This window comes from Dactylosporangium sp. NPDC000555 (assembly GCF_040300025.1).
Taxonomy (GTDB): Bacteria; Actinomycetota; Actinomycetes; order Mycobacteriales; family Micromonosporaceae; genus Dactylosporangium.
The window spans coordinates 63,043-89,931 of sequence record NZ_JBEPDB010000028.1 but is presented as its reverse complement, the minus strand read 5'-3'; the positions used below and the strand labels follow the sequence as shown (position 1 = coordinate 89,931).

General features: G+C 71.9%; 27 protein-coding genes and 1 pseudogene. 16 read left to right on the top strand and 12 right to left on the bottom strand.

Features of this window, described 5'->3' with window-relative positions; all coding sequences use genetic code 11:
- Positions 1-246 precede the first annotated feature (246 nt).
- On the top strand, positions 247-930 hold the full coding sequence (locus tag ABT297_RS19070) for a class I SAM-dependent methyltransferase (protein ID WP_350551023.1): 684 nt from the start codon (positions 247-249) through the stop codon (positions 928-930).
- A gap of 1,883 nt (positions 931-2,813) precedes the next feature.
- Entirely contained in the window at positions 2,814-2,981 is a 168-nt protein-coding gene (locus ABT297_RS19065; protein ID WP_350551022.1) for a hypothetical protein, read from the top strand.
- Between the two features lie 147 nt (positions 2,982-3,128).
- Here ABT297_RS19065 and argG read toward each other — a convergent pair whose 3' ends face one another.
- A complete protein-coding gene (gene argG, locus ABT297_RS19060) occupies positions 3,129-4,577 on the bottom strand; it encodes an argininosuccinate synthase (RefSeq protein ID WP_350551019.1) in 1,449 nt (482 codons plus the stop codon).
- Between the two features lie 358 nt (positions 4,578-4,935).
- On the opposite strand from argG, the gene ABT297_RS19055 reads away from it, so the two are divergent.
- From ABT297_RS19055 to ABT297_RS19045, 3 genes are all read left to right on the top strand, one after another.
- On the top strand, positions 4,936-5,811 hold the full coding sequence (locus tag ABT297_RS19055) for an LLM class flavin-dependent oxidoreductase (RefSeq protein WP_350551016.1): 876 nt from the start codon (positions 4,936-4,938) through the stop codon (positions 5,809-5,811).
- Positions 5,812-5,816: 5 nt separating this feature from the next.
- Positions 5,817-6,317: an aminoacyl-tRNA deacylase gene (locus tag ABT297_RS19050; RefSeq protein ID WP_350551013.1), complete on the top strand. Its 501-nt coding sequence runs from the start codon at positions 5,817-5,819 to the stop codon at positions 6,315-6,317.
- Between the two features lie 215 nt (positions 6,318-6,532).
- A complete protein-coding gene (locus ABT297_RS19045; protein WP_350551011.1) occupies positions 6,533-7,420 on the top strand; it encodes an NlpC/P60 family protein in 888 nt (295 codons plus the stop codon).
- A 41-nt stretch (positions 7,421-7,461) separates the two neighbouring features.
- Here ABT297_RS19045 and ABT297_RS19040 read toward each other — a convergent pair whose 3' ends face one another.
- Positions 7,462-7,893, bottom strand: coding sequence for a cupin domain-containing protein (locus ABT297_RS19040; RefSeq protein WP_350551008.1), 432 nt, complete (start codon positions 7,891-7,893; stop codon positions 7,462-7,464).
- Between the two features lie 96 nt (positions 7,894-7,989).
- Between ABT297_RS19040 and ABT297_RS19035 the strand changes: the two genes are divergently transcribed.
- The gene (locus tag ABT297_RS19035) at positions 7,990-9,210 is read left to right on the top strand and encodes a hypothetical protein (RefSeq protein WP_350551006.1); all 1,221 of its coding nucleotides are present in this window, start codon (positions 7,990-7,992) and stop codon (positions 9,208-9,210) included.
- Positions 9,211-9,620: 410 nt separating this feature from the next.
- Here ABT297_RS19035 and ABT297_RS19030 read toward each other — a convergent pair whose 3' ends face one another.
- The 3 genes from ABT297_RS19030 to ABT297_RS19020 form a co-directional block, all read right to left on the bottom strand.
- Complete coding sequence (locus ABT297_RS19030; protein ID WP_350551004.1) at positions 9,621-9,986, bottom strand: VOC family protein; 366 nt, start codon at positions 9,984-9,986, stop codon at positions 9,621-9,623.
- An 89-nt stretch (positions 9,987-10,075) separates the two neighbouring features.
- Complete coding sequence (locus ABT297_RS19025; RefSeq protein ID WP_350551001.1) at positions 10,076-10,684, bottom strand: trimeric intracellular cation channel family protein; 609 nt, start codon at positions 10,682-10,684, stop codon at positions 10,076-10,078.
- Between the two features lie 64 nt (positions 10,685-10,748).
- Positions 10,749-11,156 carry a hypothetical protein gene (locus tag ABT297_RS19020; RefSeq protein ID WP_350550998.1) on the bottom strand — a complete coding sequence of 136 codons (408 nt, stop codon included), beginning with the start codon at positions 11,154-11,156 and terminating at the stop codon, positions 10,749-10,751.
- A gap of 234 nt (positions 11,157-11,390) precedes the next feature.
- Here ABT297_RS19020 and ABT297_RS19015 point away from each other — a divergent pair, with 234 nt between their 5' ends.
- The gene (locus tag ABT297_RS19015) at positions 11,391-11,777 is read left to right on the top strand and encodes a hypothetical protein (RefSeq protein ID WP_350550995.1); all 387 of its coding nucleotides are present in this window, start codon (positions 11,391-11,393) and stop codon (positions 11,775-11,777) included.
- Between the two features lie 12 nt (positions 11,778-11,789).
- Here ABT297_RS19015 and ABT297_RS19010 read toward each other — a convergent pair whose 3' ends face one another.
- Positions 11,790-12,263: a hypothetical protein gene (locus tag ABT297_RS19010; protein ID WP_350550992.1), complete on the bottom strand. Its 474-nt coding sequence runs from the start codon at positions 12,261-12,263 to the stop codon at positions 11,790-11,792.
- Between the two features lie 32 nt (positions 12,264-12,295).
- Between ABT297_RS19010 and ABT297_RS19005 the strand changes: the two genes are divergently transcribed.
- Both ABT297_RS19005 and ABT297_RS19000 read left to right on the top strand, forming a co-directional pair.
- A complete protein-coding gene (locus tag ABT297_RS19005; protein WP_350550989.1) occupies positions 12,296-12,745 on the top strand; it encodes a sigma-70 family RNA polymerase sigma factor family protein in 450 nt (149 codons plus the stop codon).
- Between the two features lie 53 nt (positions 12,746-12,798).
- The gene (locus ABT297_RS19000; RefSeq protein ID WP_350550986.1) at positions 12,799-13,818 is read left to right on the top strand and encodes an NADP-dependent oxidoreductase; all 1,020 of its coding nucleotides are present in this window, start codon (positions 12,799-12,801) and stop codon (positions 13,816-13,818) included.
- A gap of 18 nt (positions 13,819-13,836) precedes the next feature.
- Here the strand turns inward: ABT297_RS19000 and ABT297_RS18995 are convergent, their stop codons facing one another.
- Positions 13,837-15,312, bottom strand: coding sequence for a hypothetical protein (locus ABT297_RS18995; RefSeq protein ID WP_350550983.1), 1,476 nt, complete (start codon positions 15,310-15,312; stop codon positions 13,837-13,839).
- A gap of 131 nt (positions 15,313-15,443) precedes the next feature.
- On the opposite strand from ABT297_RS18995, the gene ABT297_RS18990 reads away from it, so the two are divergent.
- The 4 genes from ABT297_RS18990 to ABT297_RS18975 all read left to right on the top strand — a co-directional run bounded on the left by ABT297_RS18990 (position 15,444) and on the right by ABT297_RS18975 (position 19,621).
- The gene (locus ABT297_RS18990) at positions 15,444-16,013 is read left to right on the top strand and encodes a hypothetical protein (protein WP_350550980.1); all 570 of its coding nucleotides are present in this window, start codon (positions 15,444-15,446) and stop codon (positions 16,011-16,013) included.
- A 160-nt stretch (positions 16,014-16,173) separates the two neighbouring features.
- Positions 16,174-17,559, top strand: a complete 1,386-nt coding sequence (locus ABT297_RS18985) for a cytochrome ubiquinol oxidase subunit I (protein WP_350550977.1) — start codon at positions 16,174-16,176, stop codon at positions 17,557-17,559.
- On the top strand, positions 17,559-18,590 hold the full coding sequence (locus tag ABT297_RS18980) for a cytochrome d ubiquinol oxidase subunit II (protein WP_350550974.1): 1,032 nt from the start codon (positions 17,559-17,561) through the stop codon (positions 18,588-18,590). Before ABT297_RS18985 ends, ABT297_RS18980 begins: the two co-directional genes overlap by 1 nt.
- Positions 18,591-18,655: 65 nt before the next feature.
- Entirely contained in the window at positions 18,656-19,621 is a 966-nt protein-coding gene (locus ABT297_RS18975) for a hypothetical protein (protein WP_350550972.1), read from the top strand.
- A gap of 25 nt (positions 19,622-19,646) precedes the next feature.
- On the opposite strand, the gene hrpA is transcribed toward ABT297_RS18975, so the two are convergent.
- A complete protein-coding gene (hrpA, locus tag ABT297_RS18970) occupies positions 19,647-23,531 on the bottom strand; it encodes an ATP-dependent RNA helicase HrpA (RefSeq protein WP_350550969.1) in 3,885 nt (1,294 codons plus the stop codon).
- Positions 23,532-23,638: 107 nt separating this feature from the next.
- Between hrpA and ABT297_RS18965 the strand changes: the two genes are divergently transcribed.
- Entirely contained in the window at positions 23,639-24,319 is a 681-nt protein-coding gene (locus tag ABT297_RS18965; protein ID WP_350550966.1) for a pentapeptide repeat-containing protein, read from the top strand.
- Positions 24,320-24,359: 40 nt separating this feature from the next.
- On the opposite strand, the gene ABT297_RS18960 is transcribed toward ABT297_RS18965, so the two are convergent.
- Positions 24,360-24,779, bottom strand: a complete 420-nt coding sequence (locus ABT297_RS18960) for a RidA family protein (protein ID WP_350550963.1) — start codon at positions 24,777-24,779, stop codon at positions 24,360-24,362.
- 43 nt (positions 24,780-24,822) lie between these two features.
- On the opposite strand from ABT297_RS18960, the gene mug reads away from it, so the two are divergent.
- Positions 24,823-25,410, top strand: coding sequence for a G/U mismatch-specific DNA glycosylase (gene mug / locus ABT297_RS18955; protein ID WP_350550961.1), 588 nt, complete (start codon positions 24,823-24,825; stop codon positions 25,408-25,410).
- An 83-nt stretch (positions 25,411-25,493) separates the two neighbouring features.
- Complete coding sequence (locus ABT297_RS18950; RefSeq protein WP_350550958.1) at positions 25,494-25,841, top strand: hypothetical protein; 348 nt, start codon at positions 25,494-25,496, stop codon at positions 25,839-25,841.
- A gap of 13 nt (positions 25,842-25,854) precedes the next feature.
- Here the strand turns inward: ABT297_RS18950 and ABT297_RS18945 are convergent, their stop codons facing one another.
- From ABT297_RS18945 to ABT297_RS18935, 3 genes and pseudogenes are all read right to left on the bottom strand, one after another.
- Positions 25,855-26,190, bottom strand: coding sequence for a hypothetical protein (locus ABT297_RS18945; RefSeq protein WP_350550955.1), 336 nt, complete (start codon positions 26,188-26,190; stop codon positions 25,855-25,857).
- A gap of 23 nt (positions 26,191-26,213) precedes the next feature.
- Positions 26,214-26,516 carry a MoeA family protein gene (locus tag ABT297_RS18940; protein ID WP_350550952.1) on the bottom strand — a complete coding sequence of 101 codons (303 nt, stop codon included), beginning with the start codon at positions 26,514-26,516 and terminating at the stop codon, positions 26,214-26,216.
- Positions 26,517-26,618: 102 nt separating this feature from the next.
- A pseudogene (locus ABT297_RS18935) lies at positions 26,619-26,798 on the bottom strand (hypothetical protein); the annotation flags it as partial.
- Positions 26,799-26,889: the final 91 nt, after the last annotated feature.

Genomic DNA, 26,889 nt, shown 5'->3' with positions numbered 1-26,889 from the left:
CATGGTGCGCCGCTCATGGCGGCGGACCACGTACTCGTCGCGGGCCTGCGCGGCCGTGGCGGCGGGACCGGCGACCGCCCGGCTCCGCGACGCCACCCGCCGGGCCGGACGGCGCTGCCGCGTGGTCACACGTCGCGGCGGCGCACGGCGACCAGCGCGCGGACCACGGCGGCCACCGGCCCGGCCGCGTACACGATGAACAAAAGCGGCTCGCCGTGACCCCGCCCGCGTGCCTACGATGAGCCGGTGACGGCGCTCGACCCCACCGCGTTGGTCCGCCGCGGCTACGACGCGCTCTCGCACCGGTACCGCCGCGACGACGACGAGCCGGCCGAGTACGCCGCCTGGCTCGCCGCCCTGCACGAGCGGCTTCCGGCCGGCGCCGGCGTGCTGGACCTGGGCTGTGGCTGCGGCGTTCCGGTCGCCCGGACCCTGACCGAGCGCGGCCACGACGTCACCGGCGTCGACCTCAGCGACGTGCAGATCGAGCGGGCTCGCCGCCTGGTCCCGCGGGCCACGTTCCTGCGCGCCGACGCCACCAGGGTCGCCTTCCCGGAGCGCTCCTTCGACGCGGTCGTGTGCCTCTACGCGCTCATCCATATGCCGCTGGACGCGCAGCAGCCGCTGATCGCCCGGATCGCCACCTGGCTGCGCCCCGGCGGCATCCTGCTGGCCACCACGGGCTCCCACGAGTGGACGGGCACCGACGAGGACTGGCTCGGCGGCCCGGCGCCGATGTGGTGGAGCCAGGCGGACGCGGCCACGTATCGCGGCTGGATCACCGGCGCCGGCCTGAACATCGACGACGACGTCTTCGTACCCGACGGCGACAGCGGCCACCATCTCTTCCGGGCCAGCCGCCCCGCTAGTGACGAGCCAATGGCCGTCGCGAGCGTTGACCCGATCGGACCGCGGCGGGATCCCTGTTGACGGCCGCTCCGGCTCACGCGGCGACAAAGGTCCCAGCGGGCAGCCGAGCAGCGCGCCTGGTGTCGCCGACTGGGAAAGTCCCCGAATGTGATTCCTAGCTCAAAAGCGCGTGGGAGGCGAGTTGCCCCCCACGCGCCTTTAGCGTTAGCGGGTGCCGGCAGTGAATGGCGTCATTATTTCTTGACACCTCGTGCAGGTGGGCGAGCGGCGGACCTGCCCGCTTGGTGTCAGCGCTGGGTGTGGCCTGCGCTGAGCGGGTCGACGGTCCGGCGGGTGCTGACCGCTGACGCGCCGCCTAGATCGTCGGGACTGCGCCGGTCGCCGAAGGCCAGACAGGGGTTGGCGGCGCATTGCGACTGAGTTGGGACGGACCGCGGGCAGTGAGGTGATCTCAGTGAGAACTGTGTAGGTCTCGGTTTTCGAATTGGGTGAGCACGAGCGCGGCGACATGGGCCACCAGTTCCTTGGGCACGTCGACCGTGACACGGTATGTGATCACGTGGAGTCCTCACCATGGAGAAGAATCTTGTGGTGAGAACCCATCTACCGATGACTCCACGCCCCGTCCAGAATTGTCCAGTGTGGATGATCCGGGCGTGTCATCCAGATTTCACAGGCATCCTCGTTGAGATCACCTTGAAATGGACTGCCGTTCGGGGCGGTGGTTTCGGTCGGGTTCTGGGATAATCATATGTATGGGGCAGCTGGGATTGTTTTCAAGAGCGGAGTTGGCTGCCATGCGTGACCGCACCAGGTCACGTCGCTATTCTCCGGCGAAGGAACAGTTCCGCCGGGAGCACGCACGGCATCGAGACTGGGGCCTCGCCAGACGTCACGCCGACAAACTCCGCCGTATCCGCGGCGACACCCCGCCAGCGATCAGTGACCAGCGCGACGGTTCGGTGCAGGGACCGGTGCCGCCCTGGCCACCTCCGCCAGTCACGCCACCTGAGCAGGAACAACGTCCCGCGAGCAGCACCGCGGCAAACGACTGCGATCCCGCACCCCGCCAGGTGGACGGCGTCGCACGGACCGGTCCTGGCCCGAAGCGTCGTCGCGCATCCACGTCACAGCCGCGCCGGCCCGCCGGTCCGGCAACGCATCGAACGGTCGGCGGAAATATACGGCCAACGGTGCATCGCGGCCGTCGTTCGACAATGCCGCGCACGGCCGAGCGGCATTTCCGCCGAATACTCCGCACGGCAGGAACAAGCAACCACCGTCCCCATGGACCACCGGTGCAGACTCCCGAATGACGTGATCGCAGCGAGCATGCCGCCGGGATGTGACCGCCACAGCCATACCGTCCACGTCGGACAGTGCTGGAAGCTGGGCGAAGCCCTCGAAGATCCACCTACGGATGAGGACTCCATCCGTGACAGGGCCCGGCAAAGTTGCGAGATGTCCGAATTGTCCCACCGTGCTGTTGTCGCTCAGAGGTCCACGAACAGGGGGCCGGATCGCGATTGGTGTTCCAAAACGGACAGAACTCGAATTTGTCGGTGCCCTGCTATCCGTGGTCGTCTACCGTGCCGTCCTTGACGTGCCGAGGGAACCGGTCCGCTACGTGTCGTGCCTGCCGGCCATCGAACGCCGCACCCGACTGGCCCGGACAACCGGGCATGCTACTGCGCACCAACGTGCACCCGGCGAACGCGGCTTCGCGCTGCTCACCAACCGTCGGCGCACCCACGCCACCGCCAGCCCGCCATCGGTGACACCGTCCGCGCTGGCCTCATCCTCACCCATTTCGAATACCCGAACCTACCGAAACCTTGCTGAGATCACGTCGATAAATAATGCGTGACATAAATCTGTCTGCGAGCCACCGGTACCAGAGTGAATTCGCCCGTAGACACTTCAGCAAAGGTGAAGCGCGCGGGATGGCCAGGGCGGTGCTTACTGTCCTCGACGCTCGGGGCATCGAGGTCCCCGACGAGATCCGCGCCGACATCGCCAACTGTACCGATCTCGACCGGCTCGGCATCTGGATCCGCCGAGTGGCGACCGTCAACAAGATCCAAGGCCTGGACGAACCCGGCCACGGGTGAAGCGGGTTCCGGTTCCGGCGAGTTGGGCGTCGGTGGCCAACCCAAAGGTCGGCAAGGTATGGCCGCGTCCCCGGCACGAGCGGTCGCGGTCGACGGTAGTCATGGTCGACCCCGACACACCGGGAGCCGGGGACGCGGGCGAAAGGGTCAGTCGGTGCCGGACTCGATGGCCGCGTGGTCGAGCAGCTCGGCGTCCTCCGGCACGGCGCCCCGCGCGGCGATCGCCGCGGCGCCGCCGGCCGGCATGGCGCCGATCAGGTCGGCGGACGGGGTCTGGTTGGCGCCGATCAGCATCGGGTGGGGGCTGCCGATCACGTTGAGCGTGACGTACTGCTCCAGTTTCGCCCGCGAGTCGGCGATGTCGAGGTTGCGCATGGTCAGCTGGCCGATGCGGTCGACCGGGCCGAACGCGGCGTCCTCGGTGCGCTCCATCGACAGCTTGTCCGGGTGGTACGACAGGGCCGGGCCCTTGGTGTCCAGGATCGAGTAGTCCTCGCCGCGGCGCAGGCGGATCGTCACCTCGCCCGTGATGGCCGTGCCGACCCAGCGCTGCAGGGCCTCGCGCAGCATCAGGGCCTGCGGGTCGAGCCAGCGTCCCTCGTACAACAGGCGGCCGAGCTTGCGGCCCTCGTTGTGGTACGCGGCGACCGTGTCCTCGTTGTGGATCGCGTTGACCAGGCGCTCGTACGCCGTGTGCAACAGCGCCATGCCCGGCGCCTCGTAGATGCCGCGGCTCTTGGCCTCGATGATGCGGTTCTCGATCTGGTCGGACATGCCCAGCCCGTGCCGGCCGCCGATGGCGTTGGCCTCCAGCACCAGGTCGACGGCGGTCGCGAACTCCTTGCCGTTGATGGTGACCGGGCGGCCCTGCGCGAAGCCGATCGTGACGTCCTCGGCCGGGATCTCCAGGGCCGGGTCCCAGAAGCGCACGCCCATGATCGGGTCGACGATCTCGATGCCCGCGTCGAGGTGCTCCAGCGACTTGGCCTCGTGGGTGGCGCCCCAGATGTTCGCGTCGGTGGAATACGCCTTCTCGGTGCTGTCGCGGTAGGGCAGCCCGTGGGCGAGCAGCCACTCCGACATCTCCTTACGCCCGCCGAGCTCGCCGACGAACTCGGCGTCCAGCCACGGCTTGTAGATGCGCAGCGACGGGTTGGCGAGCAGTCCGTAGCGGTAGAACCGCTCGATGTCGTTGCCCTTGAAGGTGGAGCCGTCGCCCCAGATCTGCACGTCGTCCTCGAGCATCGCGCGCACCAGCAGGGTGCCGGCCACGGCGCGGCCGAGCGGCGTGGTGTTGAAATACGCACGGCCGCCGGAGCGGATGTGGAACGCCCCGCAGGCCAGGGCCGCGAGGCCCTCCTCGACGAGGCTCGCCCGGCAGTCGACCAGGCGGGCGACCTCGGCGCCGTACGCCGTGGCGCGCCCCGGGACCGAGGCGATGTCGGGCTCGTCGTACTGGCCGATGTCGGCGGTGTAGGTGCACGGGATGGCGCCCTTTTCGCGCATCCACGCGACCGCCACCGAGGTGTCGAGGCCGCCGGAGAAGGCGATCCCGACGCGTTCGCCGACGGGCAGGGAGTTCAGGACCTTGGACACGCATGAAGCATATACGAGGCAGTGCATAATCATGCAAGCCCGTGGTGGACGACACTCCGCGGGAGCCGGGCCCGCAACGAAGAGGGGCGCGATGCGCGCCCCTCTTCTCGTCTTCCGGCCGGGCCGCCGGGGCCGCCGGCCCCCGTACTGCCGCCGATCCCGGAACCGCCACCGGTCCCCTCGCCCGACCGGACCGTACCTGCCGTCCTCACCGGAAGCATTCCGCTGATCCGGGCGGTACCTCCGGCCGATCGTGGGCCGTTTGTGCCGTGAAGTACCGACGATTCCGGGTGCGATCGGCCGTCGCGGGACGAGCGGCGTCCAAAAGGGCCCGGTCGCGGAGTGCGAGACTTCGTCCATGACGACGCTGGGTACCGTGTTTCTGCCGCAGTTGCCACCCGAGCGGCTGCGCGACATCGTGCGCGCCGCCGACGAGGCCGGGCTCGAGGAGCTGTGGCTGTGGGAGGACTGCTTCCTCGAGGGCGGGCTGACCACCGCGGCCGCGGCCCTCGCGTGGTCGTCGCGGCTGCGGGTGGGTGTCGGGCTGCTACCGGTGCCGCTGCGCAACGTTGCGCTGAGCGCGATGGAGATCGCGACGCTGTTGCGGATGTTCCCGGGCCGGGCGGTCATCGCCGCCGGGCACGGGGTGCAGGACTGGATGGGGCAGGTCGGGGCGCGGGCCGCGTCGCCGCTGACGCTGCTACGGGAGTACACGGAGGCGCTGCGGGCGCTGCTGCGCGGCGAGCGGCTGTCAACCCAGGGGCGGTACGTGCGCCTCGACGACGTGGCCCTGGACTGGCCCCCGCCGGGCGCGGCGCCGATCCTGCTCGGCGCGACGGGCGACAAGACCCTTCGCCTGTCCGGCGAGGTCTCCGACGGCACGGTGCTCACCGGAGGCACGGATCCGGCGACGGTACGCCGGGCGCGCGGCCTGATCGACCAGGGGCGCTCGGCGGCCGGGCGGACCGACGCCCACCCGGTCGTCGTCTACCTGCACGCGGCCACGGGCCCTGACGCCGCGGAGCGGATGGCGGCCGAGCGCGCCCGCTGGGGGCACACCGACCCCGCCCGCGACGTGTCGGTGGCCGGCGACGAGCACGCGTTCGCCGAGGCTGTCGCGCGCTGGGCCGAGGCCGGCGCGGACAGCGTGATCCTGCAGCCCACACCCGACGACCCGGACCCGGAGGGCTTCGTGCGGTTCGTCGCCGAGCGCGTCCGCCCGCTGGTGCAGTGACCGGCATGCCCCACGCTTCGGACTTCTCCGACAATCCGGCCGTCGCCGGGGTCGCGGCGAGCGGCATCGCCTTCCGGGTGGTCGAGCACGGCCCGGTGCGCGGCCCGGCCGAGGCGGCCGCGGCGCGCGGGATGGCGGTCTCCGACGTGGTCAAGACCATCGTGGTCCGGCTGGGCGAGGGCGACTACCGCTTCGTGCTGCTGCCCCTCGACCGGGTGATCTCCTGGCCGAAGCTACGGGCCCTGCTCGGCGTCGCGCGCATGTCGATGCCGGACGCGGCCACGGCGAAGGACGCGACCGGCTTCGAGCGCGGCACGATCACGCCGTTCGGTTCGTCGACGGCGTGGCCGGTGATCGCCGACGAGCGGATCCGGGGCCGCGAGATCTCACTCGGCGGCGGCCGGCACGGCGTTGCCCTGGCCGTCTCGGCAGACGCCGCCATCGCGGCACTGGACGCGACGGTCGCCGACATTTCCGAGCCCGAGCCACCGTCGTCGAAGGGTTGATCGAACGTCGCCTTCTTCGGCGGTACACCCGAAATGGTCTCGGGGCGATCAGGGCGATTTATGCGAAATGGCCGAAAGCCCGGGAACGCCGGTTTATTTTGGCTTCGGCAGTGATCATTGCCCGGGTCTCCGGGGCCGGCGACGGACGCAGTCCTCGCCGCCGGCCGGGTCCGTGCGCCGGCATGCCCCGTGCGCGCGGCCACTGGAGAGCGCAGGTGTGCCCCGGGCCGAACGGGGAGCTCCATCTGTCCACACATCCGTTACGCCGCACCCTCGCGGCCGTCACGACCGCCTGCGCCGTCCTCGGCGGCGCCCTCATGAGCGGCAACACCACGCACGGTGCGCCCGCCCTCTCCTCCGGCGCTGCTTCGTCCTCGCCCGGAGCTGTTCCGAGTCCCGACACCGTCTACCCGGACCGCCTCGCGGAGTTGTCGGGCGTCGTTCGGGGCATCCGGGAGCCCGCCACGCCGACCGCCGGCTCTCCCGCGCCGGAGTCCACACCGCTCGGCTCGGTTCGGGACGGGTCGCCGCGGGCCTCGCGATCGGGCCAGGCCCGGCGCGCCGCCGATGCGGGCCGGAAGCGCACCGGCCGCGACCGGACCAACCAAGATCGAACCAACCGCGACCGAGCCAACCAGGATCAAGCCAGCCGCGACCGGACCAACCAGGATCAGGACAGCCGCGACCGGGCAGGCCGCCCGGGTGCCACCGCACGGCGCTCCGCCGGCTCTCCGCCGGGCGTCGCCGCCCCGCCGGTCCGCCGACCGGCCCCGTCCGGCGTGGTGGGCTTCGCGCTGGCGCAGGTCGGCAAGGGCTACGCGTTCGGCTCGACCGGCCCCGACGCGTTCGACTGCTCGGGGCTGGTGGTCGCGGCGTACCGGCTGGCCGGACTGTCGCTGCCGCGCACGACCGGCGGTCTGGCCGGGTGGGGCCGGCCCGTTTCCCGCGCGGAGCTGCAGCCCGGCGACCTGGTGTTCCCGTCGACGGGGCACGTGGGCATCTACGTCGGCGGCGGCCGGATGGTGCACGCGTCGACGGAGCGCGGCGGGGTGAAGATCTCGGGCATCTACGCGTTCAGCTTCGCGCGCCGCGCGGCCGCCTGAACCACGCCTGCGGACAAATCCGGACGCCGCCGCGTCCGGATTTATCCGATAGCCAGGCGGAAGTCGGCGAAGTCGAAGCCCGGCGCCACCACGCAGCTGACGAGGACCGGTTCGTCGCCGGCCGGCGCGGCGGACTGCCATACGCCGCCGGGGACGAGTCCCTGCGGGCGCTGGCCGGCGGTCACATCGGCGCCGAGCAGGACCTCCGGGCCCGGGCCGGGACGGTCGCCGGAGCCGCCGAGGCGCAGCGCGAGCGGGCTGCCGGAGTGCCAGAACCACAGCTCGTCGGAGCGCACCACGTGCCACGCGGACTCCTCGCCGGGGTGCAGCAGGAAGTAGATCGCGGTGGCGGCGCTGCGCGGGCCCGCGTAGCCGTCGGGGGCGAACGTCACCGGGGAGCGCCAGGTCTCGCGGTACCAGCCGCCCTCGGGGTGCGGCCGCATGTCGAGCTGCTCGGCAAGGTGCGGTCTCATGGGGGGTACCGTAACCCGCAGCTCGACGAACGCCGCGGTGCCGCAGGGGCGGCAGGGACCCTCCTGCCACTGGGCCGTGCGGGCTACCATCCCCCAATGCGACGACGGTTCGGGATCATGCTGGTGGTTGCCGCGCTCGCGCTGGCGGCCTGCGGCGATGAACGCGTCCCGGTCGATCCCGCCGACCTCCTGCCGAGCGCGGCCGACTCCGCGGCCCCGGGGGCGGCGGAGTCCTCGGGCGCACCGGAAGCCTCGGGCGCAGCGGACGGAGCGGGCGGCATCGGCTCGGCGCCGTCGTCCGCGGGCGGCGCGGCCAAGGGCCAGTCGTACACGAATGGCAACCCCAACGGGCATGCCGCCGTGCCGCAGGAGGCGCAGGCGGTGGACACCACGAATCCGACCTGGGTCGTCGGCGAGGGCAGCCCGGCCGGGTGCACCTCGGAGAAGTTCGTCGCGGCCGTCGCCGCGGGCGGGATCATCACGTTCAACTGCGGGCCGGACCCGGTGACGATCGTGTTGAAAGACACCGCGAAGGTACGCAACCGGTCACCCAGGGTCGTCATCGACGGTGGCGGCAAGGTAACGCTCAGCGGCGAGGGGAAGCGCCGGATTCTGTACCAGAACACCTGCGACAAGGCGCAGGAGTGGACGACCAGCCACTGCCAGGACCAGGAGACCCCGGCGCTGACGGTGCAGAACATCGCGTTCGCCGACGGCAACTCGGCCGGCGACAAGACCGAGGGCGGTGGCGGCGGCGCGATCTTCGTGCGGGGCGGCCGGTTCAAGGCGGTCAACACGCGGTTCGTGCGCAACCGCTGCGACGACACGGGCCCGGACCTGGGCGGCGCCGCGATCCGGGTGCTCAGCCAGTACCACAACCAGCCCGTCTACATCGTCGGCAGCACCTTCGGCGGCGCCTCCGGCCAGGGCGGCGTGTGCTCCAACGGCGGCGCGCTGAGCAGCATCCAGGTGTCGTGGGTGGTGCTCAACAGCGTGTTCTCGTACAACTCGGCGATCGGCAAGGGCGCCAACCCGGCGCGGTCGGGCACCGCGGGCGGCGGCAGCGGCGGCGCGATCTACTGCGACGGCAACAACTTCACCGTCCGCCTCGCGGGCACGCTGATCGAGCAGAACAAGGCGAACGAGGGTGGCGGCGCGGTGTTCTTCGTGAGCAACGACCGCACCGGCACCATGTCGATCGAGGGCTCGACGCTGCGCAAGAACCCGAGCGCCGGCTTCGAGACGGCCGGCTTCCCCGGCATCTTCTTCCTGGGCGCAAAACCCCCGTCCGTCTCCTCATCAACGCTGACAAAATAGAACCCGAGTAAGAGTGACCGTCAATTGGGCGCTTGGCATCGCGAGAAGCCGAGTTCGGGCGGCGCAGTCCGTGCCTGCGATCTGCGTCGCCCGACCATCATGCTCGCCGTGATCACGGAGTAAAGCAGCACGTTCGCTCCGTGATCAAGGAGAACCCCGTGCACTGTGGGCGCCGGGGCGCATGACCACAGAGACTTTGCTCGGCGGACTGCCGCTGCCAGCCAATTGACGGTCGCTCTAAGCCGAGTAAATAGCCTGACGAGCGAGCGCCCCAAATCGACCCAAAACCGCAACCACTGCGCCAACCACTGCGCGAAGCGCCCACAAAAAGTGCGAGCGAAGCGAGCATGGGGGGTGTGGGGTGGGAACCCCCCACCGATGCTCGAGCGAAGCGAGAGCCAGGCTAGCTTTCAGCTTCGCAGGCAGGCGCAGAACGGGTGGCCGGCCGGGTCGAGCAGGACTGTGTACCGGTCGCCGCCCGGCTGGAACTCCGGCTTCGTGGCGCCGAGCTTGAGCGCGCGGGCCTCGGCGTCGGCCAGATCGTCGACGTAGAAGTCGAGGTGGAACTGCTTCGGCGTGGGGCCCTCGGGCCAGGTCGGCGCCTCGTACGCGGACACCTGCCCGAAGCCGATGGACGTGGTGCCGTCGCTGATCATCGCGTACTGAGCCTGGCTGTGGGTGACGTCCCAGCCGAGGACCTCGCTGTAGAAATCGGCGAGTACGGGCGGCTCGGCGCAGTCGATGTTCACCATGATGAGGCTCGCGAATCCGGTCATGGCGTCATCTTCGCGCCTATTCCTGCCACCTCATGTCAGGAATGCCGGCCGAATCGTCTCGGCCGGGCCGCCGCACCCCAGCGCGGCGCTCAGGAGGCCGTCGGCGCGGACCAGTTGCGGCGGATGGCGACCATACGCAGTGCGAACGTGAGGGTGGCGGCCAGCGCGATGCCCAGCGGGCGCTGCAGGTGGATCGCGTCCAGGGCGGCGACCGAGGCGCAGCCCACCAGGCCGGCCACGGCGTAGATCTCGCGGCGCAGCACGGTCGGGATCTCGCCGGTGAGCAGGTCGCGGACCAGGCCGCCGCCGATCCCGGTGATCATGCCGATGATGCAGGCGCCGATCGGTGGTACGCCGGCGTCGAGCGCCTTCAGCGTGCCGGTGACCACGAACAGGCCGAGGCCGGCGGCGTCCAGGACGAGCACCGTCCAGCGCAGCCGGTTGACGGCTGGGTGCAGCCAGAACGTCGCGGCCGCGGTGAGGACGGCCACGACGGAGTACCGCCAGTCGACGAACGCGAACGGCTGGACGTTGACGAAGAGATCGCGCATGATCCCGCCGCCGAGCGCGGCGATGAAGCCGACGAAGATCACGCCGAAGAGGTCCAGGCGCTTGGCCACCGCGGCGGCGGCGCCCGAGGCGGCGAAGACGGTGATGCCGACGAGGTCGGCGACGAGCAGGGGGCCGAACGGTGCCATCGGGATCATGTATACCGGCTTGCGCGGTGCCGCCAACACGCCCGGCCGTCCGGCCCGGCCTGGATCAGATGTTGTTGATGATCGACATCGAGGTCTCGTGCTGCATCGCCAGCATGTCGGAGACGGTGCCGGCGTCCAGGTGGCCGCCGTCGGTGCCGTTCCCCGCGGTGGCCTCGGCGGAGGAGATGTCGCCGTCGAGGTTGCCGCCGGAGCCGTCGTAGTCGGCGCTGCCGTAGCCGTCGGAGCCGTAGCCGGGGTCGGTGAGGTCGGTGGTGACGCCGGTGTTGATGTCGTACATCTGCTCGTAGACGCCGTCGCCGTTGCTGTCGAGGGCGACGATGTCGGCGTGGCCGTCGTGGTCGATGTCGCCGACGAGCACGTTGCTGCCGTCGTCGAGGGTGTAGATCACCGCCTGGTCCTCCACCCCGTCGCCGTCGAGGTCGGTGCTGAAGGGCGTGTAGTCGTCGCTCATATCGGGATGTGCTCCAAATCGCTGTCGGGTCGTTGCTGCCGGCCGCCCACGGTGGTTCGCGGCACGGAAATGACGGTATTGGGCCGCCGGCCGCGTTCACTCCCCCATTGCTGCCAAGCCGACAGCGGAAGCGACGCGCGTCACGGGCCCGCCTTCGCCGCGCGGGCGGGTGCGCCCATGCTGCTCCCGTACGACGTTCAGACAGCTCACAGGGTTTGGCGCTAACGTTCCGGGATGGACGAGTTCGAGGCGCGCAGGGTCGTCGACGCGCTGCGTGAGCGTGGCGTGCCGGCGCACCTGGAGATGGCGAAGGCCGGGCTGTCGGAGTTCGGCGTGCGGGTGGCGCTGTTCGACGGACGGGTCGCCGTCTGGGACACCGACGGCACCGCGGGGCTCGAGGCGCAGGTGATGCGGGACGGGATCCTCGTCGGGTTCGTGCCGATGATCGAGGGGTCGGAGCAGTTCACCGAGGCGCAGGTCGTGGACGCGATCGCACGGACGGACTACGACCGGCCGATCGCGCGGCAGCGGGCCACGGCGCCGCCGGCCGCACCGGCGCTGCCGCAGGAGGGCGGCTTCTTCCGCCGCTTCCGAGACGGCTTCCGCGGCGGCTCCCGCTGACGGCGGCGCGGATCAGTCGTCGTGGACCTCGGAGCGCTGGATTTCGGCGAAGGCGTTCTCCAGGTACACCGGAAGGCTCCGGGCCTGCAGCAGATCCGCGATGAGCAGCGGGGCGTGGGCCGCGAGCGCGCGCGGCGTGACGGGCGCCTCCTCGTCCTGCTCGTGGATGCCGAGCGCGCCCACCAGCAGCACCACCATGACCTGCGGGTCGACGTCCTGCCAGGTGTTGGCGGCGCGCACCGCGTGCTCGAGCGCGGCCCGGACGTCGTCGCCGTCCAGGCCGTCCGGGTGGCGCTCCTCCAGCAGGGCCCGCACGACGGCGCCGAGAACGCGGCCGGTCTGCTCCGGGTCGAGGGCGGCGAGGCGCTCGACGGCGTCCGGGTAGGCCTCCGCGTCGCGGGCGCGGGCGGCATCGACGGCCTCGGCCGAGGCGACGGCGATCGCGCGGGCGGCGGGCGGCAGGTGGCGCCAGGTGGTGGAGGTCACCCCTGAACCCTAAGTGCCGGCCGCTGCAACCAGTGAATTTGGGCCGGTGGTGGCCCAGCCCACACCGGCGGCTGTCACATCGCGGCCGGGCGACCGAGGCCCTGGCCGGGCGGGCCCGCTTCAGCACCGACCCGGCGGAGCTGGCCCGGCTGATCGACGGTTTCGTGGCCGCGGCCCGGCTCGGCGACGTGGAGCGGCTGGAGCGGCTGCTGCGCCACGACGTGGTGGCGTGGAGCGACGGCGGCGGCCGGGTGCGGGCGGCCCGCAACCCGGTCCGGGGCCGGGACAAGGTGGTCCGGTTCTTCACCGCGATCCTGGGCCGGCCCTTCACCGCCGCGCCGGTGCACCTCAACGGCGCCCCGGCGCTGCTGATGGAGGGTCGCCACCGGTACACCCTGGCGGTCTCGGCGGCCGGCGGTCGCATCGCGGGGATCTTCCTGGTGGCCAACCCGGACAAGCTGGCGACCCTCGACGGACGCTGACCAGCGCGCGGCTCGAATCGCGCGCTGCTCGATCGCGCGCTACCGTGACGGGCATGGACGCGACCCTGGTGAACCGGGTCTGGTACCTCGCCGCCCGGCCGACCGGATTCCCCGCGGAGACCGACTTCGAGCTCCGGGAGGAACCGGCAGCACAGCCGGGCCCCGGCCAGGTGCTGGTCCGCAACGACGTCATGTCCGTCGACCCGGCGATGCGCGGCCGGATGAATGACGTGCCCTCCTACGTGCCGCCGTTCCAGCTCGGCGCGCCGCTGGACGGTGGCGCCGTCGGCACGGTCGTGGCCTCGCGGAGCCCGGCCGTGAAGGTCGGCGACAGCATCCTGCACGGCCTCGGGTGGCGGGAGTACGCGCTGGTGGACGCCGAGCGGGTGCGGATCGTGGACACCGCGGCGGCGCCGGCCTCGGCGTACCTGGGGGTGCTCGGCATGCCGGGGCTCACCGCGTACGCCGGGCTGCTCGACGTCGCCCGGATGCGCCCGGACGAGACGGTGTTCGTCTCCGGGGCGGCCGGCGCCGTGGGCAGCCTGGCGGGGCAGATCGCCCGGCTGCGCGGCGCCCGGCTGGTCATCGGGTCGGCCGGGTCGGCGGAGAAGGTTCGGTATCTCACCGAGGAGCTCGGCTTCGACGCCGCCTTCAACTACCGCGACGGAGACGTCCGTGGCCAGCTCAAGCGGCTCGCCCCCGACGGCATCGACGTCTACTTCGACAACGTGGGCGGCGAGCAGCTCGAGGCGGCGCTGTTCCGGATGAACGTGCACGGGCGGATCGCGGTGTGCGGGGCGATCTCGCAGTACAACACCCCGGACGCCACCGGTATCCGCAACCTGAGCCTGCTCATCAGCAAGCGGCTGACGATGCAGGGCTTCCTGGTCCTGGACCACTGGGCGCGGCGGGAGGCGTTCACCGAGGAGATGACCGGCTGGCTGCGGGAGGGCCGGATGCGGGTCTCGGAGACGTTCGCCGACGGCATCGACGACGCGGTGGAGGCGTTCCTGGGCATGCTGCGCGGCGCGAACCTGGGCAAGATGATCGTCCGGCTCACCGATGTCGTGTAGCGCTCGCCGGTCTCCGGGTCAGCCGACCGGCAGGTGCAGCTGGAAGGCGACCTCGGTGTAGCGGATCGTCGGGGGTGGCAGCGCCTGCAGCTGCCGTTCCAGGACGACCTGCAGCTCGCGGGGCGGGGCCTCGGGACGGGCCATGATGCGCACCGCGACGGGGCGATTCGGGGCCAGGCGGAACTCGACCATGAGCTCCTCGGTGTGGTGGCGCACGCCGGCGAAGAGCCGCTCGACGACCCGGCGGGCACGGTCGAGGAAGTCGCTGAGCTCGGCCGGGGTGGTGGCCTGGCGCAGCTGCTCCTCGCTGGTGAGCAGCACGATGCGGCCGCGGCCGGGATCCTGGGCGCCGCCCTGCGCCGGACGGGCGGTGCCGCGCAGGTCGCCGGCGGCCATGGTGGTGGCCGCCGGCACACCGTTGAGCAGGTCCGGCGGCAGGGCGTTGACGGCGTCCGGGCCGGCCTCGGGCTGGGCCGCGGCGCCGCCGGCGGCGTCGGCGACCCGGAACGCGAGCGCACGCACGGCGCCGCCGGGCAGGCCGATCTCCACGGGGCGGCCGGCCTCGACGGCCTGCAGCAGGCGGGCGTACATGGCGCCGGTCAGCAGTACCGCGAAACCGTCCTCGACCTGGCGGGCGGTCGGCGCCTGGCGGTCGGCGCCGGCGCCCGGCGGGCCCGACGCGCCGCGCACGATCAGCAGGAAGTTGCAGGCGAGCCGGGTGGCCCGCTCGCCACCGGGGGCGACGATCGCGGCGGGGCCGGACTGGCCGGGCGCCCACACGTAGGTCTTCGGGGTGCCGGCGAGTCCCGGCAGGTAGGCGCACACGTCGGGCGCCTCGCGCATCGCCTCCCGCAGCGAGGGCAGTTCCTCGGCGGCCACCGACAGCTCGAGCCGGTCGCCGTCGTGGACGACGCTCAGGAACGGCAGGTTGTAGGCGGGCGCCCGGGACAGCATGGTGGCCGCGCGGAACTCGGCGTCGTCGAGGACCGGGGCGCGGCCGGGCCGGAACCACCACGGGTGCGGGTAGTAGCGCTCCTGCGCGCCGAGCAGCGCGAGGACCCGGGCGTGGCCGAAGCGCTGCACGACGGCCGTCTCGCCGCCCAGCAGCGGCAGGGCGATCAGCGGCGGGCGCGGCAGCTCCACTGTGGACGGCAGGGCGGCGGGCGGGTCGGCGTAGACGAAGCCGGTGACGCGCTCGTCGACGTCGACGCCGGGGCGGCCGAAGACGCTCACGTCGCCGGCGTCGACGAGCCGGCCCTCGGCGGCGAAGCGGTGCACGGTGCGGGCCATGGTGAAGGGGAATCCGGGCGCGGGCGCGCCGGTTCGGGCGACGGCGAAGACCATCTCGCGCTGGCCGTGCCGCTCGAGGCCGTCGGTGGTGTACAGCAGCGCGGACAACATGCCGCCGGCCGTGCGGATGCCACCCTCGTCGATGGCGACCGACAGCTCGCCGGGGATGAGGATCTCCCGGCCCACGGGTAACGCAGAGCCCACGGGGCGATCCTAGGGTGTACTTGGCCCGACGATTGCTCCGCTCGATCATCGGTGGGGGTTCCCACTCCGGGCCGCGGCCTCCGCGACGCCGTTGCTGGCGCTGCGGAGCGCGGAGAGCGACGATGTGGTCTATGCGCGTTGGTGTGATGCGGATGACGTCGGAGCCGCCGGCCGGGTACGTCGCCTTCGTCACTCGGCATCTGGAACCGCTGCGGCGCGACTCGGTACGGGTCGTGGGGGGCGAGCAGGACGCCGACCATCTCTACGTCGACGTGCTCACCGACGTGGCGACCCGCTGGTCGTGGCTGGAGCTGCAGCGCACCCGGCTCGGGCAGGCGCGGGCCGCCGACGACTTCCTCGGGCGGGTGTTCCGGCGCCGGTCGGAGCGCTTCTGGCTCGACGAGCGGGACGGTGCGGAGCGGGACGACGACGACCTGCAGATCACCGTCACGCCGGAGCGGGACGAGGAGCCGCCGGCGCGCCGGGTCTCTGTGAGCACGGCGGTGCGGCTGGCGCCGATGGTGGTGCCCCGGCGGGTCCGGGCCGGCGGGTTCGTGGCCGGGCCGGTGTCGGAGGCGGCGATCGCGTGGTGGCACGCGTACGAGAACATCCGGCGGCGCCGGCTCTTCTGCGCCGGGCTCGTGCTCATCGTGTCGCTGCTGGCGCTGGCGCAGTTCATCGCGCCGCCGGCCGATATCTAGAGTCGACCTGTAGGCACGACACATGTAGCCATGCTACTCGTGAAACGCGGGAAAAGTTCCCGAACGTGTTCAACACCGCTTTCGGGCGCATCGGCGCGCGTGCCCGCCGGCGACGGCGATAGAACAGCAGGCACACCACGCAGGCAATAGGGGGCATCCCGTGGAATCCCTGCTGTCACCGTCCATCACCTATCTCGCCGAGGCCGCGACGCCCGGCGACTTCGCCGCCGCCCGGATCCAGATGGCACTGTCGCTCGGCTGGCACATCATCATCGCCAGCTTCGGCGTCGCCATGCCGGCCATCACGCTGTTCATGGAGTGGCGCGGCCACCGCACCGGCGACGTGCACTACCGGCTCCTCGCCCGCCGCTGGGCCCGCGCGATGGGCGTGCTGTTCGCCGTCGGCGCCGTCTCCGGCACCGTCCTCAGCTTCGAGATGGGGCTGCTGTGGCCCGGCCTGATGGGCACCTACGGCCAGGTCATCGGGCTGCCGTTCACGCTGGAGGGATTCGCGTTCTTCATCGAGGCCATCTTCCTCGGCATCTACCTGTACGGCTGGGACCGCCTCTCCGCCCGCGCGCACATGTGGTCCGCGGTGCCGGTCCTGATCGCCGGGATCGTCGGGACGTTCTGCGTGGTCAGCGCCAACGCCTGGATGAACCAGCCGAGGGGCTTCGACCTCGTCGACGGCAGGATCACCGGCGTCGACCCGCTCGGCGCCATGTTCAACCCGGCCACCGGGCCGCAGTCGGTGCACATGATGGTCGCCGCGTTCATGGTCACCGGCTTCTGCATGGCCGCCGTCTACGCGGTCGGCATGCTGCGCGGGCGCACCGACCGGTATCACCGCCTCGGCTTCCTCGTGCCGTTCACCGTCGCCGCCGTCATGGCGCCGGTCCAGGTCGGCGTCGGTGACTGGGCCGCCCACCACGTCGCGACCCACCAGCCGGTCAAGCTCGCCGCGATGGAGGGCCTCTACGAGACCCAGCGCGGCGCGCCGCTGCACCTCGGCGGCGTGGCCATCGACGGCGAGCTGCGCTACGCCATCGAGATCCCCAACGCGCTGTCGCTGCTGGCGCACTGGGACCCCAACGCCGAGATCGCCGGGCTCAACACCGTCCCCGCCGACCAGCGGCCGCCGGTCAACGTCGTGCACTGGTCGTTCCAGCTCATGGTCGGCGCCGGGTTCGCGATGCTCGCCGTCGCCGCCGCGTTCGCGTTCATCTGGCGATGGCGGCGAGGCTGGCTCACCAACCGCTGGTTCCTGCGCGCCGCGGCGCTGTGCGGCCCGGCCGCCGTCCTCGCCCTCGAGGCCGGCTGGACCACCACCGAGGTCGGGCGCCAGCCGTGGGTCGTCTACGGCGTCCTGCGCACCCACGACGCCGTCAACACCGCACCCGGGCTGCGGACGGGGCTCGTCGTGGTACTCGTCGTGTACACGCTGCTCACCGTGGCCACCGTGTACGTGCTGCGCCGGCTCGCCCGGGACAAACCGGTGCCGGTCGCGCCGCGGGAGTCCGACGTCGAGACCTTCCCGGTGCCGTGATGACCTCCGCCGACGCGCTCCTCGGCGTGCTCTTCGCCGCCCTCACCGCATACGCCCTCTTCGGCGGCGCCGACTTCGGCGCCGGGTTCTGGGACCTCTTCGCCGGCGGCGCCCGCACCGGCATGCGCCAGCGCAAGCTCATCGAGCACGCGATCGGGCCCATCTGGGAGGCCAACCACGTGTGGCTCATCTTCGCGATGGTGCTGCTGTGGACCGCCTTCCCGGCCGTGTTCGCCGGCGTCGCCGCCACCATGTACATCCCGCTGACCTGCGCGGCGCTGGGCATCATCGGCCGCGGTGCCGGGTTCGCCTTCCGCAAGACCAGCGGCACCCTCGGCCGGCAGCGGATCTTCGGCGCCCTGTTCGCGTTCTCCTCCGTGGTCACGCCGTTCTTCCTCGGCGCCGTCGCCGGGGGCATCGCGTCCGGCCGGGTGCCGCCGTGGACCGCCGGCCGCGGAAACCTGCTCACCTCGTGGTGGAACCCGACCTCGGTGGCGACCGGGGCGCTCGCCGTGGCCGTGTGCGCCTACCTGGCCGCCGTGTTCCTGATCTTCGACGCGCGGCGCGAGGCCCCGGATCTCGTACCGCGGCTGCGGCGCCGGGCGCTGTGGGCCGGTGCGGGCACCGGGGTGCTCGCGGTCGCCGGGCTCGTCGTCGTCGAGCTCGACGCGGGCTGGCTCGCCGACCGGCTGTGGCGGCCGGTGCCGGCCGCGCTCGTCGTCGTGTCGGCGCTGGCCGGGCTCGCCTCGATCGGGCTGCTCGCCGCCGGCCGGTACGCGGCGGTGCGGGTCACCGGCGGGCTCGCCGTCGCCGCGGTGCTGTGGGGGTGGGCGGCCGCGCAGTACCCGTACCTGCTGCCGCCGGCGACCACGGTCTCCGGCATGGCCGCGACCCCGGCCGTGATGCGCGCCACGCTGTGGGCCGTCCTCGCCGGTGCCGTGATCCTGGTGCCGTCGCTGTGGTGGCTGTTCCGCCTGTTTCAGATGCCTTTGCGTGATCCGTCCCACCGGGCGGCAGGCGGCGATCGTTGACGAATGCTGCTAATGTCCGCCGAAGCATGGGTGAGGTCCGGAGACTGAGGCGCTGGAGCGCGGCGGTGGCGACTGCCGCGGCCGTCGGCGTCGGCTCGTTCGCCGGGTCCACGCTGGTCGCCACGCCCGCATGGGCCGCCGACCCGCTCGAGATCAAGGTTGACGGCAACGTCCAGGCCAAGGTCGGCGAGAAGGTCCCGATCCGCTTCGTGGTGAAGAACAGGTCGAAGGAGCCGGTCGCCGGCCTGACCGTCACCGTGCAGGCGCCCTCCACCGCGATCATCGACCCGGCCGACAACCCGAACTGCACCGTCGGCGGCGGTGGTCGCACCGCCAGTTGCCACTCCAACGCCACGATCGCCGCCGACAAGACCGTCGCCGGCCAGATCGTGCTCACCGCGAAAACCGGGGGGCAGGGCAAGGGGCAGATCCGGGTCGAGAATGGCAACGCCGACAACTTCACGCTGCGGACCAACGGCGGGCCGAGCCCGAGCATGAGCCCGAGCCCGCGCAGGTCGGCCAAGAGCCCGAGCCCGTCGTACAGCGAGGCCCCGCCCCTGTCCGACGAGACCATGGGGCCGCCGGTGGCCGGCAACGGGGTGGCCATCCAGCCGACCTCTGCCCCGGCGACCAGCCGGGCGAGCGACAGCGGCGGGAAGTCGGCCGGGTTCTGGATCGGCATCGTGGCCATCGTCGGCGCCGCGCTCGGGCTCGTCGGCAGCCTCTTCTACTTCCGGCGCAAGGACAGCCGGGAGCCCGACACCGGCATGCATCCCGTGGTGCCCGCCCCGGCCGGGTTCCCGTCCGACGGCCGGGGGCAGCCGACCACGTACGGGTCGCCGGCCGCAGCCACGCAGGTGGTCGACCCGGGCGGGTTCGGGCCGCCGCCGTCCGGGCCGACGCAGGTGATCAACCCCGGGTTCGGCGGGCAGCCGTCCGGGCCGACGCAGATCATCAACCCGAACGGGCCGGGGCAGCCGCCGGCCGGCGGCGACCAGACCGTCATCTTCCACCGGCCCGACCAATACTGATCCCCGCGGCGATGGGCGGCGTCGCTCAGGACGGCAGCGCGTCCATCGCGCGGTAGATGCGCACGTCCGACACCGGGTAGGCGGTGCCGAGCGCCTGCGCGAACAGGCCCACCCGCAGTTCCTCGATCATCCAGCGGATCTCGCGCAGCTGCGGCGACATCGTCATCGTCGCCGCCAGCTGGTCGTACTCCCGCTGCACCTCCTGCACCGTCAGCATCCGATCCCGGTCCCGGGCCGTGTCCGTGGGGACCTTCTCCAGGCGCCGCTCGATGCCGCGCAGATACCGTTCCAGGTCCGGCAGCCGCTGCCAGCCCGTGTCGGTGACGAATCCGCGGTACACCAGGCGACCCAGCTGCCCGCGCATGTCCGTCAGCGCCGGCAGCAGCAGCGGGTTCTTCGTCCGGGCCAGGCGCTGTTCCACGTCGTGGGCGGCCGCCAGGATCTTCCGCACGCTGCCGACCACATCCATGGTCAGGTCCACCAGGTCCGCGCGGACCTTGTCCCGCAGCGCCGCGAACCCGGCCTCGTCCCACGCCGGGCCGCCCGCGTCCGTCATCAGCTGGTCCACGGCGCACGCCGCGCAGTCGTCCAGCAGGTCCACGGCGTTGTGGTGCGGGTTGCGGCTCAGTGCCAGCTTCGCCTCGTTCGTCAGCCGGCCCTGCACGAAGCGGGCCGGCGGCGGCAGTGTCAGCAGCAGCAGGCGGCGGGTGCCCGCCCACATCTCCAGCCGCTGGCGGGCCGGCAGGTCGAACGCCTGCACCGCCACGGACGTGCCCTCGTCGACCAGCGCCGGGTACACGGTGAGGGTGTGGCCGGCGACGGTGCGCGACAAGGTGCGGGGCACTGTGCCGAACTCCCAGCTCGTCGCCCCCTTCCGGGTCACGTCCACGGCCGCTTCCGCGACCGTCTCGCGCACCTTCGGGGCCAGCCGCTCCCGCAGCCCGGGCAGGCTCTTGCCCTCGCCGAGCACCTTGCCGGCGTCGTCGACGACCCGGAACGTCATCTTCAGATGCTCCGGTACCCGCGACCAGTCCCACTCCTCGCGCGGCACCGACACGCCCGTCATCCGGCGCAGGTGCAGCTCCAGTGCGTCGAGCAGGTCGCCGTCGCGGGCCGGCATCGACGCCAGCGCGTCGCGGGCGGTGTCCGGGGCCGGCACGAAGTTGCGCCGCAGCGCCTTCGGCAGCGACTTGATCAGGGCGGTGACGAGATCCTCGCGCAGCCCGGGCACCTGCCACACGAAGTCGGCGTCGCGGGCCGTGCCCAGCAGCGGCAGGCCGATGTGCACCGTCACGCCGTCGGCGTCCGTGCCCGGCTCGAACTGGTACGTCAGCGGGAAGCGGCGGCCGTCCTGCTCCCAGGCGTCCGGATACTGCTCCTGGCGTACCGCATCGGCGGAGGCGTTGACGAGCATCGCCGGGTCGAACGTCAGCAGGTCCGGCTGCTCCCGGCGGGTCTGCTTCCACCAGCTGTCGAAGTGCCGGCCCGACACCACCTCCGGGGCGATCCGGCCGTCGTAGAACTCGAACAGCGTCTCGTCGTCGACGAGCAGGTCCCGGCGGCGGGCCCGGTTCTCCAGCTCCTCGACCTCGTCGAGCAGGCGCCGGTTCTCGGCGAAGAATGCGTGCGAGGTCTCCCAGTCGCCCTCCACCAGCGCGTGGCGGATGAACAGCTCGCGGGACAGCACCGGGTCGATCCTGCCGTAATTGACCTTCCGGGCCGTCACGATCGGTACCCCGTACAGCGTCACCTTCTCCGAGGCCATCACCGCGGCCTGCTTGCGCTCCCAGTGCGGCTCGCTGTACTGCCGCTTCACCAGGTGCTGCGCCAGCGGCTCGATCCACTCCGGCTCGATGCGCGCCGCGACCCGCGCCCACAGCCGCGAGGTCTCCACCAGCTCCGCCGCCATCACCCAGCGCGGCGTCTTGCGGAACAGCGCCGAGCCCGGGAACACCGCGAACCGCGCGTTGCGCGCCCCCAGGTACTCGTTCTTCTCCGCGTCCTTCAGGCCGATGTGCGACAGCAGGCCCGCCAGCAGCGACACGTGGACCGCGTACGGCGCCGCCGGCTCCTCGTTCGGCGTCACGTCCATCGACTTCAGGACCTGCCGCAGCTGGCTGTAGATGTCCTGCCACTCGCGGACCCGCAGGTAGTTGAGGAACTCGGCCCGGCACAGCTTGCGGAACTGGTTGCTGGACAGCTCCTTCTGCTTCTCCTGCAGGTAGTTCCACAGGTTCAGGTATCCGGTGAAGTCCGAGTCCTTGTCGGCGAACCGGGCGTGCAGCTGCTGCGCCTGGGTCTGCTGGTCCGCCGGGCGCTCCCGCGGGTCCTGGATCGACAGCGCCGCCGCGATCACCATCACCTCGCGGACGCAGCCGTTGCGCTCGGCCTCCAGCACCATCCGCGCCAGCCGCGGGTCGACCGGCAGCTGCGCCAGGCGCCGGCCCAGGTCCGTCAGGCGCCGGTCCGTCAGGTTTGGCCTTGCCTCGAGCGCGCCCAGCTCCTCCAGCAGTTGCACGCCGGCCGTCACGTTGCGCCGGTCCGGCGGGTCGATGAACGGGAACGCTGCCAGGTCCCCCAGGCCGAGCGAGATCATCTGCAGGATCACCGACGCCAGGTTGGTGCGCAGGATCTCCGGATCGGTGAACTCCGGCCGGGCCGCGAAGTCCTCCTCGCTGTACAGCCGGATGCACACCCCGTCCGAGGTGCGGCCGCAGCGGCCCTTGCGCTGGTTCGCCGACGCCTGGGACACCGGCTCGATCGGCAGCCGCTGCACCTTCAGCCGGTGGCTGTACCGCGAGATCCGCGCCGTGCCCGGGTCGACGACGTACTTGATGCCAGGCACGGTCAGCGACGTCTCGGCCACGTTCGTCGCCAGCACGATCCGCCGGCCCGAGTGCGGCTGGAACACGCGATGCTGCTCCGCGAACGACAGCCGCGCGAACAGCGGCAGGATCTCCGTGTTGGGCAGGTCCAGCCGGGTCAGCGCGTCCGCCGCGTCGCGGATCTCCCGCTCGCCGCTGAGGAACACCAGCACGTCGCCCGGCCCCTCGGCCCGCAGCTCCAGCACCGCGTTGCAGATCGCGTCGAACTGGTCGATCTCCTCCGCACCCTCGTCCGCCGACTCGATCGGCCGGTACCGCACCTCCACCGGATACGTGCGGCCCGACACCTCCACGATCGGGGCGCCGCCGAAGTGCCGCGAGAAGCGCTCCGGGTCGATCGTCGCCGAGGTGATGATCAGCTTCAGGTCGGGGCGGCGCGGCAGGAGCTGTTTGAGGTACCCGAGAATGAAGTCGATGTTGAGGCTGCGCTCGTGCGCCTCGTCGATGATCAGGGTGTCGTACTGCCGCAGCAGCCGATCCTGCTGGATCTCCGCCAGCAGGATGCCGTCCGTCATCACCTTGACCATCGTCTGGTCGCCGGACCGGTCCGAGAAGCGCACCTTGAACCCGACCGTCGCGCCCAGCTCCGTGCCCAGCTCCTCGGCCACCCGCTCGGCGACCGTCCGCGCCGCGATCCGCCGCGGCTGCGTGTGCCCGATCTGGCCCGTCACGCCCCGGCCCAGCTCCAGGCAGATCTTCGGCAGCTGCGTCGTCTTGCCCGAGCCGGTCTCCCCGGCCACGATCACCACCTGGTGGTCGCGGATCTTCGCCAGGATCTCGTCCTTGAGCTGGCTGACCGGCAGCTGCTCGGGGTAGCTGACCCGCGGCACGGCCGCCCGGCGGGCGGCGACCCGCTGCTCGGCCCGCTCCACGTCGGCCCGGATCGCCTCCGCGATCCCCTGCGCGTTGCGGGACCGCTTCGCTCCGTCGATCCGCCGCCGCAGCCGATGCTGGTCCTGCGGCATGAGCCCGGTGAGGCGAGCGCGCAGCTCGCCCAGGCTGGTCGGCTGGGATACCTCAGACATGACGCTCGCAAGGATAGGCACGCGTCGCCGCGATTGCCCGATGATTTTCCCCGGCCGCCCGGCGGGCGGTTCGGCGGACCGTCACAGCTGCCACTAACGTCACACCCATGCCCACCCAGTCGGTGCTGCCAATGGCGCACACCGCGCCCGCCCGGCCCCGGCCGCCGACCACGCTCGTGCTCGCCACCCTGGACGAGGACGACCTGCGCGACGACGCGACGTACAAGGCGCTCGGCTTCTACGACCTCGCCCTCGCCGGGCGCACCGCCAAGGGCGCCGAGTTCGTCCAGTGCCGGTTCAAGCGCGCCGACCTCACCGGTACCGCCCTCACCGGGTCCATCCTCACCGACTGCCTCATCGAGGACACCAGCCTCGCCGAGGTCCGCGCCGACCAGTCGGTCATGCACCGCGTCACCGTCCGCGACTCGTGGCTGACCGGGCTGCAGTGGCTCGACGGAACCCTGCACGACGTCACCGTCCGCGACTGCCTGGCCGAGCGCAGCGTCTTCCGGGGCGCGCACCTGCACGCCGTCACGTTCACCGGCACCGACCTGACGGGCGCCGACTTCACCGGCGCCGACCTGTCCGGGGCGGCGTTCATCGACTGCGACCTGAGCGGCGCCCGGTTCGACTTCGCCATCTCCGCCGGGGCCCGCCTCGAAGGCTGCACACTCGACGGCATCGGCGGCGCGGCCGGGCTGGCCGGAGCCACGATCGCCACCGACGACCCGGTCGGCCTGTCGCGCGTCCTGGCCGTCGCGCTGGACATCACGCTCGAGAACGCCTGACCCGGCCTTCGCCGCTCCTGCTCCGAACCGTCACGGCCCGCTAGCGCGGCCAGCCGAGCCCCTGGGCCACCCGGCTGCCCGCCCGGCGGGCCGTGACCTCGATCTCGATCCGCATCCGGGGATCCGACAGGCCGCACACCTGCATCGTCGCCGCCGGACGCACCCCGTCCATCCAGCGCCGCAGCACCGGCCAGCACGGCTCGAAGTCCGCGGCGTCCGGCAGCAGGTACCGCACCCGGACCACGTCGGCGACCGAGGCGCCCGCCTCCCGCAGCGCCGCGTCGATGTTCCGCCAGCACTGCTCCGCCTGTTCCACGACGTCCGCCGAGATCGTCATCGCGGCGTAGTCGAACCCCGTCGTCCCCGACACGTGTACCCAATCGCCGTCCACGACCGCCCGGGAGTACCCGATCTCCTGCTCGAACGTCGACCCGCTGGAGATCAACCGCCGCTCGCCCATGGCTCGAACGTTAGACGCCGGCCGCCCTGGCATGCTTGTCGGCATGGCGTCGACGGTGCACCGGAGCGGCCGGCCGAGCCGGGAGGACCTCCTCGCCGCCGCCGGCCGCTTGCTGCCCGACGTGATCGCGCCCAGACTCGATGTACTGCTCTGCGGTATCAACCCCGGCCTGTGGTCGGCGGCCACCGGGCACCACTTCGCCCGGCCAGGCAACCGGTTCTGGCCCGCGCTGCATCTCGGCGGGTTCACGCCCCGGCAGCTGCGCCCCGACGAGCAGGATCTCCTGCCCGGGCATGGGCTCGGCATCACCAACCTGGCCGCCCGCGCCACGGCCCGCGCCGACGAGCTCACCCGCGAGGAGCTCACCGAAGGCGGCGCGATCCTGCGCGGCAAGGTCGCCCGCTACGCGCCGCGATGTCTCGCCGTCCTCGGCGTGACGGCCTTCCGCACGGCGTTCGGCGTACAACAGGCGAAGGTGGGCCCGCAGGACGCCGCACCGCTCGATCCCGGCACGGGGGCGACGCGGGTGTGGATCCTGCCCAACCCGAGCGGCCTCAACGCCCACTACCAGCTCGACCAGCTCGCCGAAGAATTCGCCCGGCTACGCGAGGCGATCCGGGTACCAGCGTAATACGCTCCGTTATACCTCGTGCCGCCACGGAGGCCGCCGTCTGGACCATCGTCGGCGCCCGTGATGTGGAGGAAAAACACATCATGACCAAGAAGCGTGAAGACCTGGCCGGTATGCCGCCTCCCGAGGCGGCCGAATTCGCACTCGACAACGACCTTGGTGACCTGTTCGACAGGGCAGAGGTAGTCCGGGAACGACGCCCGGCCAAGATGGTGACCACGCTGCGCCTCGATCTGGATATCCAAGCCGAAGTTGAGGCCGCGGCCAGCGCTTGGGGAATCGGCTCTTCGACCTTGATGCGGCAGATCATCGAGGAGTGGGTGGCCGCCCATCGAGGGGAGCCGGTCCCGAATCAGTTCGGTGAACTGGTCCGTCATCTCGACGCAGCTCGTCGAGCTGCGGCCTCGCTTGCCGGTGAAGCCGCAGCCTGACGGAGGCTCGCGATCAGCCTGGCAGCTCTCCTGGCGGGCCTTCGTATCGGGCCGCCCGCTCGCGCAGGAGCTGGCCGAACAGGCCGCTGGGCCGGCCACAGTCGGCGCACATGAAGTTGTCGTCCAGTCTCGGTCCGCCGCAGTGGTCGCAGGTGCCGCGATCGCGGGGGTCCTGGTATGCCCGCAACGCCTCGACGAGCGCCTTCACCACGGGGGCTCGCAACGGTACGGCACGCTCGCCGACCCTGATCTCGACGACGGCCGGTCGCGGCGCGGTATCGAACACGTCGATGCGCTCGGCGAACTCCCGCAGCACGGCGGCGACCTCGTCCGACGGTGACAATGCCATCCCTGGACCCTACCGACCGGCCTCTACAGCGGCACGAGTTCCACCGCCATGCCGTTGCGCCAAGCGGGCGGCAGCACCGCCAGGGCGTCGGCCCGTGCCGCGGGGCCGAGGTAGCCGGGGTGGGCGCCCTCGATGAGGTGTACCTCGTGGTCGCGGCGGTGCACCGGAACGAGACGGGTGCGCCCGGGCGCCGGTCGGGCATCGCCTCGCAGCGTTGCGCGTGGCAGGTCGGGCAGTGCTCGCCCGGCGAGCCTGGTGAGCCCGGTGAGCAGCGGTTGCAGCAGGGTGACCGCGGCGACCAGGGCGGCGAAGGGGTTGCCAGGCACGCCCACCAGTCACCGGTCGCCGGCCTGGGCCAGCACCTGGGCGTGCCCCGGGCGGCAGTCGACGCCGTCGACGTGCACGACCGCCCCGATGTCGTGCAGCGCCCGCCAGCGATCGCGGTAGAAGGCATCCCACTGCCCGCCGTCCACCTGGTACGGGGTCCGGCCGTGGTCGCCAACGGTCTCCCCGGTCAGGAAGCGGCGAGCGGCCAGGAGTGGTGCCACGCCCGGCACCGTGTCCGTCGAGGGGGTCGGGGCGGCGTTCGGGGCCGGGCGTGGCGGCAAGGGTGATCACTCTTCGGTGCTGATCGGCGTGCTGCCACGCCGATGCGGCACACCCGGTGCCGCAGGACCCAGGGCCGGGGCCAAAGCCCTG